The 16,902-nt window shown below is 62.0% G+C and carries 17 protein-coding genes; 5 read left to right on the forward strand and 12 right to left on the reverse strand.

The annotated features are described in order from the left end of the window. Positions 1 to 5: 5 nt before the first annotated feature. The 4 genes from LCF59_RS06270 to LCF59_RS06285 all read left to right on the forward strand — a co-directional run bounded on the left by LCF59_RS06270 (position 6) and on the right by LCF59_RS06285 (position 5,195). A complete protein-coding gene (locus tag LCF59_RS06270) occupies positions 6 to 1,706 on the forward strand; it encodes a peptide ABC transporter substrate-binding protein (protein ID WP_292286592.1) in 1,701 nt (566 codons plus the stop codon). Between the two features lie 110 nt (positions 1,707 to 1,816). Next, positions 1,817 to 2,854, forward strand: a complete 1,038-nt coding sequence (locus tag LCF59_RS06275; protein WP_292286593.1) for an ABC transporter permease — start codon at positions 1,817 to 1,819, stop codon at positions 2,852 to 2,854. Continuing rightward, positions 2,847 to 3,827, forward strand: coding sequence for an ABC transporter permease (locus LCF59_RS06280; protein WP_292286594.1), 981 nt, complete (start codon positions 2,847 to 2,849; stop codon positions 3,825 to 3,827). Before LCF59_RS06275 ends, LCF59_RS06280 begins: the two co-directional genes overlap by 8 nt. Positions 3,828 to 4,142: 315 nt before the next feature. Continuing rightward, the gene (locus tag LCF59_RS06285) at positions 4,143 to 5,195 is read left to right on the forward strand and encodes a YeeE/YedE family protein (RefSeq protein ID WP_292286595.1); all 1,053 of its coding nucleotides are present in this window, start codon (positions 4,143 to 4,145) and stop codon (positions 5,193 to 5,195) included. A gap of 3 nt (positions 5,196 to 5,198) precedes the next feature. On the opposite strand, the gene LCF59_RS06290 is transcribed toward LCF59_RS06285, so the two are convergent. From LCF59_RS06290 to scpA, 6 genes are all read right to left on the reverse strand, one after another. Continuing rightward, entirely contained in the window at positions 5,199 to 5,564 is a 366-nt protein-coding gene (locus tag LCF59_RS06290) for a hypothetical protein (protein WP_292286596.1), read from the reverse strand. 50 nt (positions 5,565 to 5,614) lie between these two features. After that, on the reverse strand, positions 5,615 to 6,646 hold the full coding sequence (locus LCF59_RS06295) for an endonuclease/exonuclease/phosphatase family protein (RefSeq protein WP_292286597.1): 1,032 nt from the start codon (positions 6,644 to 6,646) through the stop codon (positions 5,615 to 5,617). After that, positions 6,646 to 7,329, reverse strand: a complete 684-nt coding sequence (locus tag LCF59_RS06300) for a molecular chaperone DjiA (RefSeq protein WP_292286598.1) — start codon at positions 7,327 to 7,329, stop codon at positions 6,646 to 6,648. The genes LCF59_RS06295 and LCF59_RS06300 overlap by 1 nt, the downstream gene beginning before the upstream one ends. A gap of 42 nt (positions 7,330 to 7,371) precedes the next feature. Then, complete coding sequence (locus LCF59_RS06305; protein WP_292286599.1) at positions 7,372 to 7,851, reverse strand: GNAT family N-acetyltransferase; 480 nt, start codon at positions 7,849 to 7,851, stop codon at positions 7,372 to 7,374. Further along, the gene (locus LCF59_RS06310) at positions 7,848 to 8,462 is read right to left on the reverse strand and encodes a VOC family protein (RefSeq protein WP_292286600.1); all 615 of its coding nucleotides are present in this window, start codon (positions 8,460 to 8,462) and stop codon (positions 7,848 to 7,850) included. The genes LCF59_RS06305 and LCF59_RS06310 overlap by 4 nt, the downstream gene beginning before the upstream one ends. 139 nt (positions 8,463 to 8,601) lie before the next feature. Then, positions 8,602 to 10,731 (reverse strand): methylmalonyl-CoA mutase, encoded by a 2,130-nt coding sequence (gene scpA / locus LCF59_RS06315; protein ID WP_292286601.1) that lies wholly within the window; start codon positions 10,729 to 10,731, stop codon positions 8,602 to 8,604. Between the two features lie 159 nt (positions 10,732 to 10,890). Here scpA and LCF59_RS06320 point away from each other — a divergent pair, with 159 nt between their 5' ends. After that, the gene (locus LCF59_RS06320; RefSeq protein ID WP_292286602.1) at positions 10,891 to 11,367 is read left to right on the forward strand and encodes a DUF4174 domain-containing protein; all 477 of its coding nucleotides are present in this window, start codon (positions 10,891 to 10,893) and stop codon (positions 11,365 to 11,367) included. Positions 11,368 to 11,427: 60 nt separating this feature from the next. Here LCF59_RS06320 and LCF59_RS06325 read toward each other — a convergent pair whose 3' ends face one another. From LCF59_RS06325 to LCF59_RS06350, 6 genes are all read right to left on the reverse strand, one after another. Further along, a complete protein-coding gene (locus tag LCF59_RS06325) occupies positions 11,428 to 13,428 on the reverse strand; it encodes an acetyl/propionyl/methylcrotonyl-CoA carboxylase subunit alpha (RefSeq protein ID WP_292286603.1) in 2,001 nt (666 codons plus the stop codon). A gap of 129 nt (positions 13,429 to 13,557) precedes the next feature. After that, entirely contained in the window at positions 13,558 to 13,773 is a 216-nt protein-coding gene (locus tag LCF59_RS06330; RefSeq protein ID WP_292286604.1) for a hypothetical protein, read from the reverse strand. Positions 13,774 to 14,110: 337 nt separating this feature from the next. Next, positions 14,111 to 14,470 carry a hypothetical protein gene (locus LCF59_RS06335; protein WP_292286605.1) on the reverse strand — a complete coding sequence of 120 codons (360 nt, stop codon included), beginning with the start codon at positions 14,468 to 14,470 and terminating at the stop codon, positions 14,111 to 14,113. Positions 14,471 to 14,533: 63 nt separating this feature from the next. Continuing rightward, positions 14,534 to 14,680, reverse strand: a complete 147-nt coding sequence (locus LCF59_RS06340) for a hypothetical protein (protein ID WP_292286606.1) — start codon at positions 14,678 to 14,680, stop codon at positions 14,534 to 14,536. A gap of 220 nt (positions 14,681 to 14,900) precedes the next feature. After that, positions 14,901 to 15,308 carry a DUF6497 family protein gene (locus LCF59_RS06345; protein ID WP_292286607.1) on the reverse strand — a complete coding sequence of 136 codons (408 nt, stop codon included), beginning with the start codon at positions 15,306 to 15,308 and terminating at the stop codon, positions 14,901 to 14,903. Positions 15,309 to 15,355: 47 nt separating this feature from the next. After that, entirely contained in the window at positions 15,356 to 16,888 is a 1,533-nt protein-coding gene (locus LCF59_RS06350; RefSeq protein WP_292286608.1) for an acyl-CoA carboxylase subunit beta, read from the reverse strand. Positions 16,889 to 16,902 lie beyond the last annotated feature (14 nt).

The following is a 16,902-nucleotide window of genomic DNA, read 5'->3' on the forward strand; positions in this document are numbered from 1 at the left end:
GACGAATGAAACTCACAACCCTTCTCATGGGGGCCGCTGCGGCTGTCGCCCTTGCCCCTGCCGCGTTCGCAGAACGTGGATCGGACGGTGAAGTCCGGATCATCTACTGGCAAGCGCCCTCCATCATGAATGCGTTCCTGTCGGGCGGCACGAAGGATGTCGAAGCCGCCTCGATGGTCATTGAACCGCTTGCGCGTTACGATCCGGACGGAAATCTCGTGCCGTGGCTGGTCGAAGAACTGCCGACCGTCCAGAATGGCGGCATCAGCGAAGACCTGACCTCGATCACATGGAACATCACGCCCGGCCTGACATGGTCCGATGGCACGCCGTTCACTTCCGAGGACGTCAAGTTCACCTACGAATATTGCACCGATCCCGAAGGCGGCTGCGCGCAGGTGACGAAATTCCAAGGCGTGGAGAGCGTCGAGACACCTGACGAAACCACTGTTGTCGTGACTTTCGACGGCCCGACCCCGAACCCCTATGGCCCGTTTGTCGGTGGCGAAAGCCCGATCCTCCAGAAGGCACAGTTCGAAAACTGCGTGGGCGCGGCTGCATCGACCTGCACCGAGGAAAATTTCAACCCGATCGGCACCGGCCCGTTCGTTGTTGATGAATTCAAGCCGAACGATGTGATTTCCATGTCGGCGAACGAGAATTATCGCGACCCGGACAAGCCCGCTTTTGCATCGGTCACCTTCAAGGGGGGCGGTGATGCGCGCGCTGCGGGTCAGGCCGTGATGGAAACCGGAGAATTTGACTACGCCTGGAACCTGCAACTGGCCCCTGACGTGATCGCCGCGATGGAAGAAGGCGGACAGGGCGTCGCCGTTGCCGGGTTCGGACCGCTGCTCGAACGCATCATGGTCAACCAGACGGACCCCGACCCCAACTTGCCCGAGGGCGAACGCTCCACCGCGGCGCACCCTCATCCCTTCCTGCGCGAACCGGCGGTGTACAAGGCCATGTCGATGGCAATCGACCGCCCGCTGCTGGTGGAAATCGGGTATGGTCAGGCCGGTCGGGTCGGCTGTTCCTGGGTCCCGGCCCCCGAGGCATTCGCGTCCACGTTCGAGGGCTGCGACGTTCAGGACATCGAAGGCGCCAAGGCGCTGCTGGATGAAGCCGGCATCGTCGACACGGATGGCGACGGCGTGCGCGAACACAATGGCGAGCCGCTCTCGATCCTGTACCAGAGCTCGACCAACGCGGTGCGTCAGGATTTCCAGGCGCTGATCAAGGAATGGTGGGAGCAGATCGGCTTTGAAGTCGAGCTGCGCAACGTCGACAGCTCGGTGTTTTTCGGCGGTGACCCGGGCAGCCCGGACACCTTCCAGAAGTTCTATGCGGACGTTGAGATGTACGCCAACACCTTCAACGGCACCGACCCGCAGAGCTATCTCGGCAACGGCCTGTGCGACAAGGCTCCGCGCCCCGAAACCCAGTGGCAAGGCGAGAACATCAGCCGCTTCTGCATGGAAGAGTATGATGCGTTGCATGCCGAGTTGACCGAAACCGCCGACATGGCAGAGCGTCAGCGGATCGGTCGGGAACTGAGCGCGATGATGACCGACAATGGCGGCATGATCCCGCTGGTGCACCGTGGTCGCCTGTCTGCCCACTCCAACACGCTGGGCGGCGTTGATCTCAATGTCTGGGACAGCGAATTGTGGAACGTCGCAGACTGGTATCGCATGGACTGATGCCCTGGTTTGGGTGCGTGACATCACGCACCCTACGCTTGCCCGGCAAGGTGCGTGCGTGCACGCATCTTGCCAGTTTTTCCAAGACTCATGCCCCGAGGCGCCACACGATGCTGACCTTTGCCGTCCGACGACTTGTCCTCGCCGTTCCGACGCTTCTGTTCATCAGTTTTGTCATTTTCATGCTTTTGCAACTCGCCCCCGGCGACCCGATGGCGCAGGTTCCGCTGACCGTCCCGCCAGAGGTCAAGCAGAAGATGCGCGAAGCGCTTGGCGTCGGGGAACCCGCGCTGGTGCAATACTGGAAATGGTTGGTGCAGGTCTTCTGGACCGAACCGAAAGTGTTCATCGACTGGGCCACACGGTCCAGCGGTCTTCTGGGCTGGCTGCCGGATACGCAGCTTTACCAGGACGAACTGCGCGTGATCTCCTGGCAGACCCGGTCGCCGGTCATGGACACCGTCATCCAGCGCATCCCGCAAACGCTCTGGGTTGTCGGCATGGCGTATGTCGTGGGCATCCTGATCGCCCTGCCCATCGGCATCTATTCGGCCTACAGGCAATATTCGGTTTTCGATCAATCGGGCACTTTCATCACGATGATCGGCTTTTCGATCCCGCCGTTCTTCACCGGCCCGTTGCTCATCGTCATTTTCTCGGTGCAACTGGGCTGGTTCCCGTCGATCTATGACACGACGCATATCGTGAATGACTGGGCCAGCTTCAAGTTTCAACTGCAACAGATGATCCTGCCGGTGATGGTGCTGGCGTTGCAGACCACGGCTCAGATCAGTCGCTACATGCGCGCTTCGATGCTCGACAATCTCAACCAGGATTATGTCCGCACCGCCCGCGCCAAGGGGCTGTCGGAGGCCGTTGTCGTCACCGTCCACGTCCTGCGCAATTCGATGATCCCGGTCATCACCGTCATCGCGCTCAACGTGCCGGCCATCTTCGGCGGTGCGATCATCACGGAGAACGTGTTCAAGGTAAACGGCCTTGGCCAACTGCTCATCACGGCGCTGTTCGCCAGCGATCTGCCGATGGTAATGACAATCACGTTTATTTTCGCCTTCCTCATCGTCATGTTCAACCTGATCGCCGATATCCTGTACGGCCTTCTCGACCCGAGAATCCGCTATGACTGATCCCCTCCCCGCGTCCCCCGCCCCGATCGAAGCGCTGGCCGACAAAGGCCCGCTGGCACCGCCACGCAGCCAGTGGAAAGACGTGTGGGACCAGTTCCGCAAACACAAGGGCGCAATGTTCGGCGGTGGATTTCTGATTTTCATCACCATTGCGGTGCTGATCGGGCCATTGATCTGGCAGGTCGACGCGCAAAAGCTCGACATTCGCAACAAGGACATGCGGCCGATCTGGACCGCACTTCTGGACAGCTCTGCCAAGGTGTCCTGGACCCGGCCCTTCGGCACCGACCAGCTGGGGCGCGACCAGTTTGCCCAGATCCTTCAGGGGGGTCGCATCTCGATGGCTGTGGGATGGGCCGCAATGGTCCTGAGCCTTGTCATCGGCACGACTGTCGGCGTTCTCGCCGGGTTCGTGAAAAAGGCTGACGGCATTCTGATGCGCCTGACGGACCTGTTCCTGTCCCTGCCGATCCTGCCGATGCTGCTGGTCGCGGTGACCCTGTTCCGCCAGCCCTTGCGCCAGGCGTTCGGGCCCGAAGGCGGCATGTTCGTCCTGATCGTCGCGATCATCGCGGTGACAAGCTGGATGCCAACGGCCCGGATCGTGCGCGGCGACATCCTTGCCCTGAAGGAGCGCGAATTCATCCTTGCCGCGCGCTCCATCGGCACCACGCCGTTCAAGATCGTGCAGCGCCACCTGCTGCCGAATGTCCTGTCACCGATCATGGTGTCGGCCACGCTGGGCCTTGCCACCGCGATCATCACCGAATCCGCGCTCAGCTTTCTTGGGGTCGGGTTCCCGTCCGACTTCCCCACCTGGGGCAAGATGCTGGCGGATGCCGTGTCGCGGATGCAGCAATACCCCGAACGCGTGATGCTGCCGGGGCTGTTCATCTCCTTGACGGTCTTGTCGGTGAACTACCTCGGCGACGGCCTGCGTGACGCGCTCGACCCGCGCATCCGGGGGCGCTGACGCAACTGGCGGAGTCCTTGGGCCGAAAAGGCCCTCTGGTCCCCGCCAACGGCGGACCGGGGGCACCCCCCCCACCGGTCCGCGTCAAGAGCCAACGCAGCCTCGCTCATTGCAAATAAAACCAGAAACCCCGCGATGCGCAGATCACCAGAAGACTGGTTCGGGCAAACTCACCACGAAAGAACGGCATTCCACAGGTCCTGACCGGTCCGGAATTCTCTCCCGGCCAGCCGCGCGCGCCTCCGGTCTCCAGCCCTTGTCGAGACAACAGCCTCCCGCCATCTGACACGTCAATCAGATGAAAGGAGCGACCCCATGTTCGAATCTCTTGGCTTCGAGACCCTTACGGCGCCGCAAGCGGCGGTCGGGCTTGGGGTGATCCTGGGTGCCGCCTTCGGCGCCCTGGCCGAGCGCACGAAATTCTGCTTTCGTCGCGCTTTGGTTGGTGAAGACCGCAAGCAGGCAATGGGCGTCTGGATGACCGCGCTGGCCGTGGCTGTACTTGGCACGCAGGCCGGTGTGCTGACCGGCGCGATCAGCTTTGACACTCACCGCTTGCTGGCAGGGGACCTTCCGGTCCTCGCCATTGCCCTGGGCGGTCTGATGTTCGGCGCGGGCATGGTGCTCACACGCGGCTGTGTCTCGCGACTGACGATCCTGTCTGCCAGTGGCAACCTGCGCGGCGTCTTTGTCCTGCTGGTGTTTGCCATCACCGCCCATGCCACGCTCAAGGGCATCCTTGCGCCCCTGCGCACCACGCTGGGCTCTGCCACCCTACCCTTGGGCGAAACAGTGTCCCTCGCTGCTCTGCCCGGTGGCGCGCTGCTCTCGTCTGCGCTGATCGCCCTGGCCGCCCTGGCCATTGCACTGCGGTCGGGCAACCGGGTCAGCGCGCTTGTCATGGCCGCGCTGCTTGGTGCGCTGGTGCCTGCCGGGTGGATCGGCACGGGTTATGTGCTCTACGATGATTTTGACCCGGTCGCCCTGCAAAGCCTGTCGTTCACCGCCCCCTTCGCCGACACGCTGTTCTGGACCGTCGCGTCCAGCTCGATACCCGCCACTTTCGGCGTCGGGCTGATTGGTGGCGTCCTCGCCGGGTCCCTCGTGACGTCCCTCGCGTTTGGCAGCTTCCGGTGGCATTCCTTCAGCGCCCCGGCCGAAACCGGCCGCTATGCTGGCGGTGCCGTGCTGATGGGCGTCGGTGGCGTGCTGGCCGGAGGCTGCACAGTGGGCGCGGGTCTGGGCGGAGTGCCGACGCTTTCCATCGCCGCCCTTTTGGCCATCCTGTCCATCGCAGCCGGTGCTTTCCTGGCAAATGCGCTGCTGACACCTGCCCGGCGCGACGCCTATGCGCAACCGGCTGAATAAGGCTCAGATGTCGATCTCGCCCTCTTCCGGCGGCGGCAAGCTGTCGAGAGGGGGCGCATCCTTTTTCCTCCTGAGCAGGATGTCCCCGTTAGGAAGCACGACCGGCGGGTCATAGGCCGACCAATCCTCGACCTGCTCCATCAAGTCGCGCAGGGCCGGTCCCATTTCCTCGGCGAAACTGCGGATCGCCGGTTCCATGTCCTTGGCCAGCCCTTCAAGCTCTCGAAGCGCCGGTTCCATCTCGTCCATGAGCCCCCGAAAAAAGAGCTTTGCCCCCTCCTCCATGAGGCTGGTGCCCTCATCCTCCTGCGCAGAGGCTGCGGATGTCGTGATGGCCAGAGCCAGTGCAATGCTGGAAATCTGTTTCATGGTTCGGATATAAGCCACATGACAGACGATTGCACCCTTGGGTGCAGACCCTACAGATCGATATCCAGAGACACCGGATAGTGATCCGACCCCGTCAGCAAGGCCTGCCGCAATTCGGGTGCCGTCCAGCAAGCCGGATCGTCGAATGGATGCCAGATCCGCCAGCGACGCGCCTCGGCCCGAAGATCGGGGGAAACCATCACGTAATCCAGAAGCGCTTGCAAATACCGCTCTTCCTGCGGGATATAAAATCGCGCCGTGGTCGGCTGTGCCACAATCCGCCGCGACAACGCCCGCGCCGCATGTGGATCGAACAAGGCAAGATCGCCGCGTCCCAAGACAATCTCGACCGAACTGCGCCCGAAAAGGTCTTCGTATTCATCCAGCCCGGGACCGTCATTCAGATCCCCCAGCAAGATGACCGGCTCCGCCTTCGCCAGATGCTCTTCGACCCGTGCGCGCACCCAGATCGCCTGCGCCAATTGTTTGCGCCGGTTCGCGATCGACAGGCGCATCACGTCGTTGCGATTTGCCGCGCCATGTGGCGCCTTGGATTTCAAATGCGTGCCGATCAGGCGGATCATCTGCCCCGTCGCGCGCACCGTCATCGCCACTTCGAACGGCGGCTTGGAAAACACCACCTTGTCTTCCGTCGCGTCCACGTCGAGATCAATGCGAAAGGTCCCGTCAAAACGCGGCGCACCCTCGCCCGGCGGCATACCGGGCACCGGCGCAGGTCCCTTGGGATCATGCGCTGCCGAGAGCATGACGGGGTCGTACATCAACGCGATTTCCTGCCGGGTGTCATTGGCAAACCCCATCACCGCCTTGCAGGCACGCAGATCAAAGACGCTGGCAAAGGTCTCAAGCGCCCGGACAGTGTCGCGCCGGCGGTTGGTGTCCGGGGCCTCGATCACCAGCACCGCATCCGCATCCATCGCCGTAAAGACAATCCCGAGCGCCTCGATCTGCATGGCCTTGGTCACGTCATGCCGCACCGACCAGCTATCATCGGCAACCAGCCTGCCATCGTCGTCGAACAGCACATCGAACCACTCGACATTGTAGGTGGCGATCCGCATCACGCGTTTTCCCGGGCCGAGATCTCTTCCCAGGCGCGATTGATGTCGATCAGGCGGCGTTCGGACAGCTTCACGGCCTCCTCCGGCACGCCGCGCGCGATCATGCGATCGGGATGGCTTTCGCGCACCAACATCCGCCATGTCGCGCGAATCTCGTCCAGCGGCATTTCGGGATCGACCCCCAGCACATCAAAAGGATCCCGCTGCGCGTCCGGCACGAAACGCGACTTGAGCTGTTTGAACGATCCTGCCGGCAATTCGAATATCTGCGCCACGCGGTGCAGGAACGCGTCCTCGCCATCATGATACGTCCCGTCCGCCATGGCGATATGAAACAATCCCTCCATCAGGTCGCACAGCGTGCCCTGATCGTTTCCGAACATGGTGCGGATGCGCTTGGCATAATCCTCGAACCCCGCCACGTCCTGCCGTGCAAGATTGAAAACGCGTGCAGCGCCCGCCTCGTCCTCCCTGGGGATGTGAAAAACCTCGCGAAAAGCCATGACCTCGTCACGGGTCACACGCCCGTCTGCCTTGGCCATCTTGGCCGACAGGGCGATCACCGCGATGGTGAAAGCAACGGTTTTCTCCGGCGGTGTGCGCAAACGGTCGAACACCGCAGCCAGCCCCTCGCCCGACGCGAGGGACGAAAGGGCTTCCGAAATGCGCGACCAGATCGACATGGCTACAGTTTACGTCAAAACGCCAGCTCTGTCAGTGCGGCATCAGAGCCGTTTCTGCATCAGGACAAGGTCAATCCAGCGCTCGAACTTGAAGCCCACCTCGGGCAGCACGGCAATCTCGGTAAAGCCGATGGCGGCATGAAAGGCGCGGCCTGCCGGATTTTCTCCGCTGACGGCAGCAATCAGCGAATGCACGCCCTCGCGGCGCGCCTCTGCCGCCAGCGCGCTCATCAACGCACGCCCCGCACCGCACCCCCGCGCCTGTGGCGCAAGTGCGATCGAATGTTCCTTGGTCCGCGCATAGCCGGGACCACCGCGAAACGGGAAATACCTGGCATAGCCCGCCGCAACGCCCGCCACCTCGACGACAAGAAACGCCCGCCCCCGCGCCGCGATATCGTCCTGCACGGCCTGCAGGCTCTTGCGCTCGGTGGTGAACGTGATGCTTGTGGTGTCGATCATATCGTTCAGGATCGCCATCACCACCCCGGCATCCCCGGGACGCGCGGGGCGGATGATCATGTCAGGATGCGCCGCCCGCTGCCAGTCAGGAACACCGCCTCCATCATCCGCTCGGGCCGGGTGCGAAACGCCACGCGGTCATCGTCGAACACCGGCGCCAGGCGCGTTTTCAGATCGTCCACATCAGGCCCACAGATCGTCAACCTCTCGAGCCGCAGCGCCGCAGCGGGCAGCGTCATTCCCGGCGGCGTGTCGGTGTGCCACTGGATGATCGCGGGAAACTGGCCGCCGAACGGCAAACGCCCATCCGGCGGCACCAGCATGCTCCAGCTCAGATCACCGCGCGTCAGATGCACCGGCGCCCCGGCCTCGGGAAACGCGTCCTGCGCCGCCGCGATGTCATCACAGCGCAGGATCCATTTGTCGAGCCGCGCCGCACCGGTGAACTCATCGAGCCCGAACCAACGCGGATATTCCGGCGCGGGCTGGGACGGGTCAAGGGCGATGGCCTCGAGATACAGCCCGTCCTCCAGCCCGAGCAGGTGGTTATGCGTCGCGTAATGCGCATGCTCCCCACCGGGCAAAAGCGGCACGCCAAGCGCCGCCTCGCCATGCGCCACCGCCTCGGCCAGGGTCTCCCCCGCCACTGCGACATGATCCAAAGTGAACATCAGAACCGACCTCCCCGGTTTCTTTGTTTTTCAAATATCCCGGGGGGTCGTTCATTGCGGCGCCATTGGTGCAAGCCCAATGGACGACGGGGCAGAGCCCCCGGCCTGTCGGATCGGCGACGCCGATCCGACACCAGGCTCACCCCCGCGCCTCGCGGATGAGCCGCAGTATATCCTGCGCCGCCTCGGGGATGTTCGTCCCGGGTCCGAAGATCGCCTTCACGCCCGCATCCTGAAGGAACTTGTAATCCTGCTGCGGGATCACCCCGCCGCAGATCACGAGGATGTCGCCCGCGCCTTGCGCCTTGAGCTCCTTGACAAGCTCCGGGGCCAATGTCTTGTGCCCAGCGGCCTGACTCGAGATCCCGATCACATGAACATCGTTGTCGATCGCATCCTGCGCCGCCTCGGCGGGCGTCTGGAACAATGGCCCCACATCCACGTCAAAGCCGATATCCGCGAACGCGGTCGCGATCACCTTGGCGCCCCGGTCGTGGCCGTCCTGCCCCATCTTGACCACCAGCATCCGCGGGCGTCGGCCTTCGTCCTCGGCAAACGCCTCGACCGAGCGCTGAATCGCGGCAAAGCCCTCGTCGCCTTCGTAGGCTGCGCCATAGACGCCTGCCAAGGTCTTGACCTCGGCCCGGTGGCGGCCAAACACTTTTTCCATCGCCATGCTGATTTCTCCGACTGATGCGCGTGCCCGCGATGCCTCGACCGCCGCCTCCAGAAGATTGCCGCCGTCCTTCGCGCGCCGCTCCAATTCCGCCAAGGCCCTGTCACAGGCCGCCTGATCGCGGTTGCCGCGAATCGTCTTGAGCCTGTCGATCTGGGACTGGCGCACCTTGACGTTATCCACATCCAGGATATCCAGTTCGTCCTCGGTCTCGCGACGGTACTTGTTGACGCCGACGATCACATCCTCGCCCCGGTCGATCAGCGCCTGGCGCGTGGCCGCCGTTTCCTCGATGCGCAGCTTTGGCATGCCGCTGGCCACTGCCTTGGTCATGCCGCCCATCTCGTCCACCTCCGCGATCAACTTCCAGGCTTCCTCGGCCAGATCATGGGTCAGCTTTTCAACATAATAGGACCCCGCAAGCGGATCGACGACATTCGTCACACCGGTTTCTTCCTGCAAGATCAACTGCGTGTTGCGTGCAATGCGGGCGGAAAACTCTGTTGGCAGCGCAATCGCCTCGTCCAGCGCGTTGGTGTGCAGGCTTTGCGTGCCGCCCAGGACCGCGCTCATTGCCTCATAGGCGGTGCGGATCACATTGTTGTAAGGATCTTGCTCGGCCAGGCTCACACCAGAGGTCTGACAATGCGTGCGCAGTACCTTTGAGCGGTCGTTCTTGGCCCCGAGTTCGGTCATGATCCGGTGCCACAGAAGCCGCGCCGCACGCAGCTTGGCCGCCTCCATGAAAAAGTTCTTTCCAATCGCAAAGAAGAACGACAGCCGCCCGGCGAAGCGATCCACATCCATGCCGCGCGCCATGGCGGTCTGGACGTATTCCTTGCCGTCGGCCAGCGTGTAGGCCAGTTCCTGAACGAGGTTCGCGCCCGCCTCCTGCATGTGGTAGCCGGAAATGCTGATCGAGTTGAATCGCGGCATCTCGTTGCTGGTGTACTCGATGATATCCGCGATGATCCGCATCGAGGGCTCGGGTGGGTATACATAGGTATTCCGCACCATGAATTCCTTGAGGATGTCGTTCTGAATGGTGCCGGACAGGACCGACCTGTCGTGCCCCTGCTCTTCGCCCGCGACGATGAAATTGGCAAGGATCGGGATCACCGCGCCATTCATCGTCATCGACACCGACACCTGATCCAGCGGAATGCCGTCGAAAAGGATCTTCATGTCCTCGACGCTGTCGATCGCCACGCCTGCCTTGCCGACATCGCCCGTGACCCGCTCGTGATCGCTGTCATAGCCCCGATGCGTCGCCAGATCGAAGGCAACCGACACCCCCTGCTGACCGGCAGCCAGGTTGCGGCGGTAAAAGGCATTCGATTCCTCGGCCGTGGAAAAGCCCGCATATTGCCGGATCGTCCAGGGACGGCCGGCGTACATCGTCGCCTTGACGCCGCGCGTGAACGGGGCCTCGCCGGGGATGGACCCCAGATGCGGCAGCCCATCCACATCCTCTTCGGTATAAAGCGGCTGGACATCGATACCTTCCAGCGTTTTCCATGTCAGCGCGTCCAGCGGTTTGCCGCGAAGTTCTTTTTCCGCAAGCTGGCGCCATGTGTCTTTCTTGGCTGTCATTTGGCGTGTCATCCTTTTGTCTGCGCCCGCGTGTCGCCGATCCATGGCGTCCCGCGCGGCGGTGAGGGTCTGATGGGCGTTCGTCCGATGGTCACTTTTTTGCACCCCGCCCCGTTTCGAGCCTTCGCATTGGGCGATCCACGCCCTATGTGTCCAAGCATGAACAAGATATTATCCCTGATGCTGGCCGGCATGATGACGCTGTCCTCCGCCGCGTGGACACAAGAGCGGGAAAACGAGGCCACGATCGACGATATGTCAGTGGACATGATCCGCTCCGCGCAGGACGTGACGCTGTCCGATTTCCTGTGGATCAAGCGCCCCATCGTCGTTTTCGCCGATAGCCCCGCCGACCCGAGATACGTCCAGCAGATGCAGTTGCTGCTTGACGAGCTGGAAGCGCTCGACGCGCGCGATGTCGTCATCATCACCGACACCGACCCCGATGACCGGTCTTCCATCCGCACCCAGCTGAGGCCGCGTGGCTTCATGCTGGCGGTGATCGGCAAGGATGGAAAGGTCGAACAGCGCAAGCCGCTGCCGTGGAGCGTCCGTGAAATCAGCCGCGCCATCGACAAGATGCCGATGCGCCAACAGGAAATCAATGACCGCACGGACGGCCTGCCACGGGGGTAAGGCCAGTCCCCATGCCCCGAAGGCAGATCGCCTGATATCGTCAACACCAGAGGCACGCGCCTATTCGAACTCCATGATGATATCATCCACGGCCAGACTGTCGCCCGGATCGGCATTGATCTTCAAAACAGTGCCTCTGCGTTCGGCGCGCAAGATGTTTTCCATCTTCATCGCTTCGACGGTGCACAGCGCCTGCCCTTCTTGAACCTCGTCGCCTTCACCGACATCGATTTTCACGATCAGGCCCGGCATCGGGCACAGCAGCATTTTCGATGTATCCGGCGGCACTTTCTCGGGCATCCTGCGTGCAAGTTCCGCCTGACGCGCCGTGCGGACGTGGACCTTGAGGTCCGCGCCCCGCGTGCGGATGCGGAACCCGCCCGAGACCTTGCCGACCTTCATCACCAGCGGAGCGTCGTTCACCGTCATCCGTGCCAGTTGATCGCCCGGCGTCCAGGCCCCTGCAACGCGCAATTCGGTACCATCCGCAAAGCGAACGGTCGCGCCGCTCTGATCCGCCGCAATGGTCACGTCGAAATCCCGCTCCTGCAACGCGACATTCCAGTCATCTCCGACCTGGCGTTCGTGATTGTCGAGCGTGCCTGAAATCCGCGCGCGGCGAATCTCGGCGACGCGGTTCATCGCGGCACAGGCAGCGACGACCCGTTTCAGCGCCGTGTCGTCCAGTGTCACCCCGTCAAAGCCGTCGGGATATTCCTCCTCGATGAAGGCGGTGGTCATTTCGCCGGCGATGAACTTGGGATGATCCATAACGGCAGCGACGAAAGGCAGGTTGTGGCCAATGCCCTCGACCTCGAACCTGTCGAGCGCATTGCGCATCATCTCGATCGCTTTGCCGCGGGTCGGGGCCCAGGTGCACAGCTTTGCGATCATCGGATCGTAGTACATGCTGATCTCGCCACCCTCGAACACGCCGGTGTCGTTGCGCACGATGCCATCGCCCAGCGGCCCTTCCTCGGGTGGGCGATAGCGGGTCAGGCGGCCAATCGACGGCAGAAAGCCGCGGTAAGGGTCTTCGGCGTAAAGCCGGTTCTCGATGGCCCAGCCATTGATTTTCACATCATCCTGCTTGATCGACAGCGCCTCGCCATTGGCGATGCGGATCATCTGTTCGACCAGATCGACGCCCGTGATAAGTTCGGTCACGGGGTGTTCCACCTGCAACCGCGTATTCATTTCAAGGAAAAAGAAGTTCCGGTTGCCATCGACGATGAATTCCACCGTCCCGGCGCTGGTGTAGCCCACGGCCTTTGCCAGAGCGACGGATTGCTCGCCCATCGCCTTGCGTGTGTCTTCATCCAGGAACGGGCTGGGCGCTTCTTCGACAACCTTCTGGTTCCGGCGCTGGATCGAACATTCCCGTTCGTTCAGGTAGATGCCGTTGCCATGCGCATCACACAGCACCTGGATTTCGATATGACGCGGCTGGGTGATGAATTTCTCGATGAAGATGCGGTCGTCGCCAAAGGATGACGCGGCTTCGTTCTTGGACGACTGGAACCCTTCGCGCGCCTCATCGTCGTTCCACGCGATCCGCATGCCTTTGCCGCCGCCTCCGGCGCTGGCCTTGATCATCACCGGATAGCCGATCTCGCTCGAAATACGCACCGCCTCCTCGGCGTCCTCGATCAGGCCCATGACACCCGGCACCGTGGACACATCGGCCTCCTGCGCGATCTTCTTGGAGGTGATCTTGTCCCCCATCGCTTCGATCGCCCCCTTGGGCGGCCCGATGAAGGCCACGCCTTCAGCTTCGAGCGCCTCGGCGAATTTCGGGTTTTCCGACAGGAACCCGTAGCCCGGATGCACCGCCTGCGCTCCGGTCTGGCGGATCGCGTCCATCACCTTGTCGATCACGATATAGGACTGGTTCGCCTGTGGCGGGCCGATATGCACCGCCTCGTCGGCCATCTCGACATGCAGCGCGTGTTTGTCGGCATCCGAATAGATCGCGACGGTCTTGATGCCCATCTTGCGGGCGGTCTTGATCACCCGGCAGGCAATCTCGCCCCGGTTGGCAATCAGGATCTTGTCGAACATGTCTGTCCCTTTCTGTCTGTCTTTTCTTGGCCGCCGGCGCGACCCGCGGCGATAGAACGAAAAAGACCGCCGCAGCCTGACGGCGCGACGGTCCAATTCCCGAATGAATGTGAGTGGTAGCGCGCTGCGTCAGCAGCGTTCGGGATAGGCCTGGCAGTAGGCGACATTGCCGGCTGCGCCGACGGCTGCACCCGTTGCGGTATCCCCGCCGGTTGCGACCGCTGTGCCCGCACCGGCCGCACCGCCCAGAAGCGCCTGCTCGCCCAGCGTGTCGCCGCAGGCGGAAACGCCAAGCAGCGCACAGACGACGAGGATGGATTTGCGGCTGAGACCAGTCTGTTCCATGAGTGTGTTCCTTCTCGAAAGAGTACCTGTCGTGAAGGAACGCATCGGATTGGCCGCCTGTTCCAGCCCCGATCCGGATGGTGCCAGGTTTGAGAAAAACTTTGCCGTTCGGTGTAACATTCTGATGTAAAATGAAAAATGTCAGGCGTTTGACCTGGGGTATGGCCAAACCGCCCGACAGGCACAGGGTAGCTGAGAAAACCTGGCGCAAACTGCCAACGCCAAGTCACCAGGAACGCGGGCAGCGTGCCACAATCGCCCAACGGATCAATCGACCGTTTGCGGCAACTTGCCGTTTCGGCCTGTTCCCGCTTAAAGTGTCCCGGCGTCAGCGATTTCATGCCCACATTCCGTCTTCGAACGCCTCAGGAAAGCTGGCGCGCGCCGCTTTTTCGTCGATGATCAGCTGCGCGTCATAGCTTTCGGGATCAAAGGGGTCGTCATAGGGCAGCACCTCGCGTGCGAACAGCCAGCTCAGCCGCCCGGCATCGAGATTGCCGCGCTCGAACGGTGCGTCGCCGAAATGCGCCCACAATGCGCCCATGAAGGCCAGATCGGCGCGTTTGTCCGGCGCGCGGCGGTCGCGATAGCGGTCCCGCCGGATAAGAGGCGTGGCACCCTTTGGATTGGGCCGCCGGATGGTGAACTGGAAATCCGTTCCGGGAAGCCGCCCCGGAAAGCCGCGATGCTTCAGCATGGGACAACCCCTGCGCGCATCGGCGAAAAGGGGGCGGACGTCTGTGCCCGCCCCGTTTTCAGTTTACTTGTATTTGCCGGTTTGAACGGGCTCGTGGCTGATCGGTTCCGGATCGATGACCACAAACTCTTCTTCAGCCTGCTGTTGTGCACACGCCGAGAGCGCTGCAAAAAGGCCGGCTGCGGCAAGAAGCTTGATGCTCTTGGACATCTTGTTCTCCTGTCAGGTTCAGTAAAGGACCCAACAAAACCAGATGATGGTCCTGCCTGTCCTCGGTTCGAGGTAAAGACTGCTTGGGTGCAGTCCTCTTCAGGATATCCTGAAATCCGGGCCGAAAGATATCCACAGCCCAAGACAACGCCGCGCTGTGGCGCAAAAGACTCAAACCGTTTCCAACTGGACAGACGGTCCGCAAGATTTTGTAGTCGCATTAAAAAAGCTCCAAGATGCAGGTCTCGTCTTCTATGCGATACGCTTCGAAAAATTGCACGACTTCGGGATTGGTAATACCGAATTCGGTTTCGGTCCTGGCCAGGGAAATCACGATCTGTCTGGGCTGCGGCCCGGTATCGGCGATGCGGGGAATCGCATACGCCTCGCACAGATGCTGCATGTCCACCTCCACGTCATCATAGGCGCGCCCCTCCTGCCCGATCTCGGGCGCGATGAAACGAAACCGGTAGACAAGCCCCGCGCCGGGCCGGTCCCAAAGCATTTCCTGGAACATCACGGGCTGGCCCGAAGGCACGGAGAGAGGCTCATCAGACGCGCACGCAGCTGTCCCGCCAAGTGCCATTGCACCCATGACGAGACATTGCCCAGCTCCTCCAATCGCCATTGACGGCCTCCCTCCGTAGGGTGCGTGCTCACACGCACCAGCGCCGCTCAAAGCGGAATGTTGTCGTGCTTCTTCCAGGGCATGTCCTGCTTTTTCGACCGCAGCGCGGCGAACGCCCGCGCGACACGTTTGCGGGTGCTGCGCGGCTGGATCACCTCGTCAATAAAGCCGCGTTCCGCCGCGACAAATGGATTGGCGAAGCGGTCTTCGTATTCGGCGGCATGGGCGGCGATCTTTGCCTCATCGCCCAAATCCGACCGGTGGATGATCTCGGTCGCGCCTTTCGCGCCCATCACGGCAATCTCGGCTGTCGGCCAGGCATAATTCACATCCGCCCGCAGGTGCTTGGACGCCATGACGACATACGCCCCGCCATAGCTTTTGCGGGTGATGACCGTGACTTTCGGCACCGTCGCTTCGCCATAGGCATAGAGCAGCTTTGCCCCGTGCTTGATCACGCCGTTATACTCCTGCGACGTTCCCGGCAGGAAGCCGGGCACATCCACCAACGTCAGGATCGGGATACCGAAACAATCACAGAACCGCACAAAGCGCGCAGCCTTGCGGGCGCTGTCGATGTCCAGCACCCCTGCCAGAACCATCGGCTGGTTCGCGACAATCCCCACCGTCTGTCCTTCCAGGCGGACAAAGCCGGTCACGATGTTCTTGGCGAAGTCTTCCTGTATCTCGTAAAAATCACCCTCATCCGCGATCTTCTGGATCAGCTCTTTCATGTCATAGGGTGTGTTGGGATTCTCAGGAACCAGCGTGTCCAGCGATGACTCCACCCGGTCGACGTCATCGAAGAACGGGCGCCTGGGGGCGGGCTGCTGGTTGTTGAGCGGCAGGAAATCCACCAGGCGCCGCACCTCGGCGAGCGCCTCTACATCATTGTCGAACGCGGCATCCGCGACCGAGGATTTCCTGGTATGCGTCGCCGCGCCGCCCAGCTCTTCTGCGGTGACCTGTTCGTTGGTGACGGTTTTCACCACGTCAGGCCCGGTGACGAACATGTATGAACTGTCCTTCACCATGAAGATAAAGTCGGTCATGGCCGGGCTGTAGACCGCCCCGCCCGCGCATGGCCCCATGATCACGCTGATCTGCGGCACCACGCCCGAGGCCATGATGTTGCGCTGGAACACCTCGCCATAGCCGGCCAGGCTGTCGACACCTTCCTGGATACGTGCGCCGCCTGAATCGTTGATCCCGATCACCGGCGCGCCGTTCTGCATCGCCATGTCCATGATCTTGCAGATCTTCATCGCATGGGTCGCAGACACCGATCCGCCCAGGACGGTGAAGTCCTGACTGAAGACATAGACCATCCGGCCATTGATCGTGCCCCAGCCGGTGACAACGCCGTCGCCCGCCGGGCGGTTCTTTTCCATCCCGAAATCGGTGCAGCGATGGGTGACGAACATGTCGTATTCTTCAAAGCTGCCTTCATCCAGCAACAGCTCGACCCGTTCGCGTGCCGTCAGCTTGCCGCGCGCGTGCTGTGCGTCGATGCGTTTTTGCCCACCACCCATGCGGGCGTCGGCGCGGCGGGTCTCCAACTCTTGCAGAATATCTTTCATGGACCATCCCTTTT

The organism is Marivita sp. (genome assembly GCF_020055675.1).
In the GTDB taxonomy this organism is placed as follows: Bacteria; Pseudomonadota; Alphaproteobacteria; order Rhodobacterales; family Rhodobacteraceae; genus Marivita.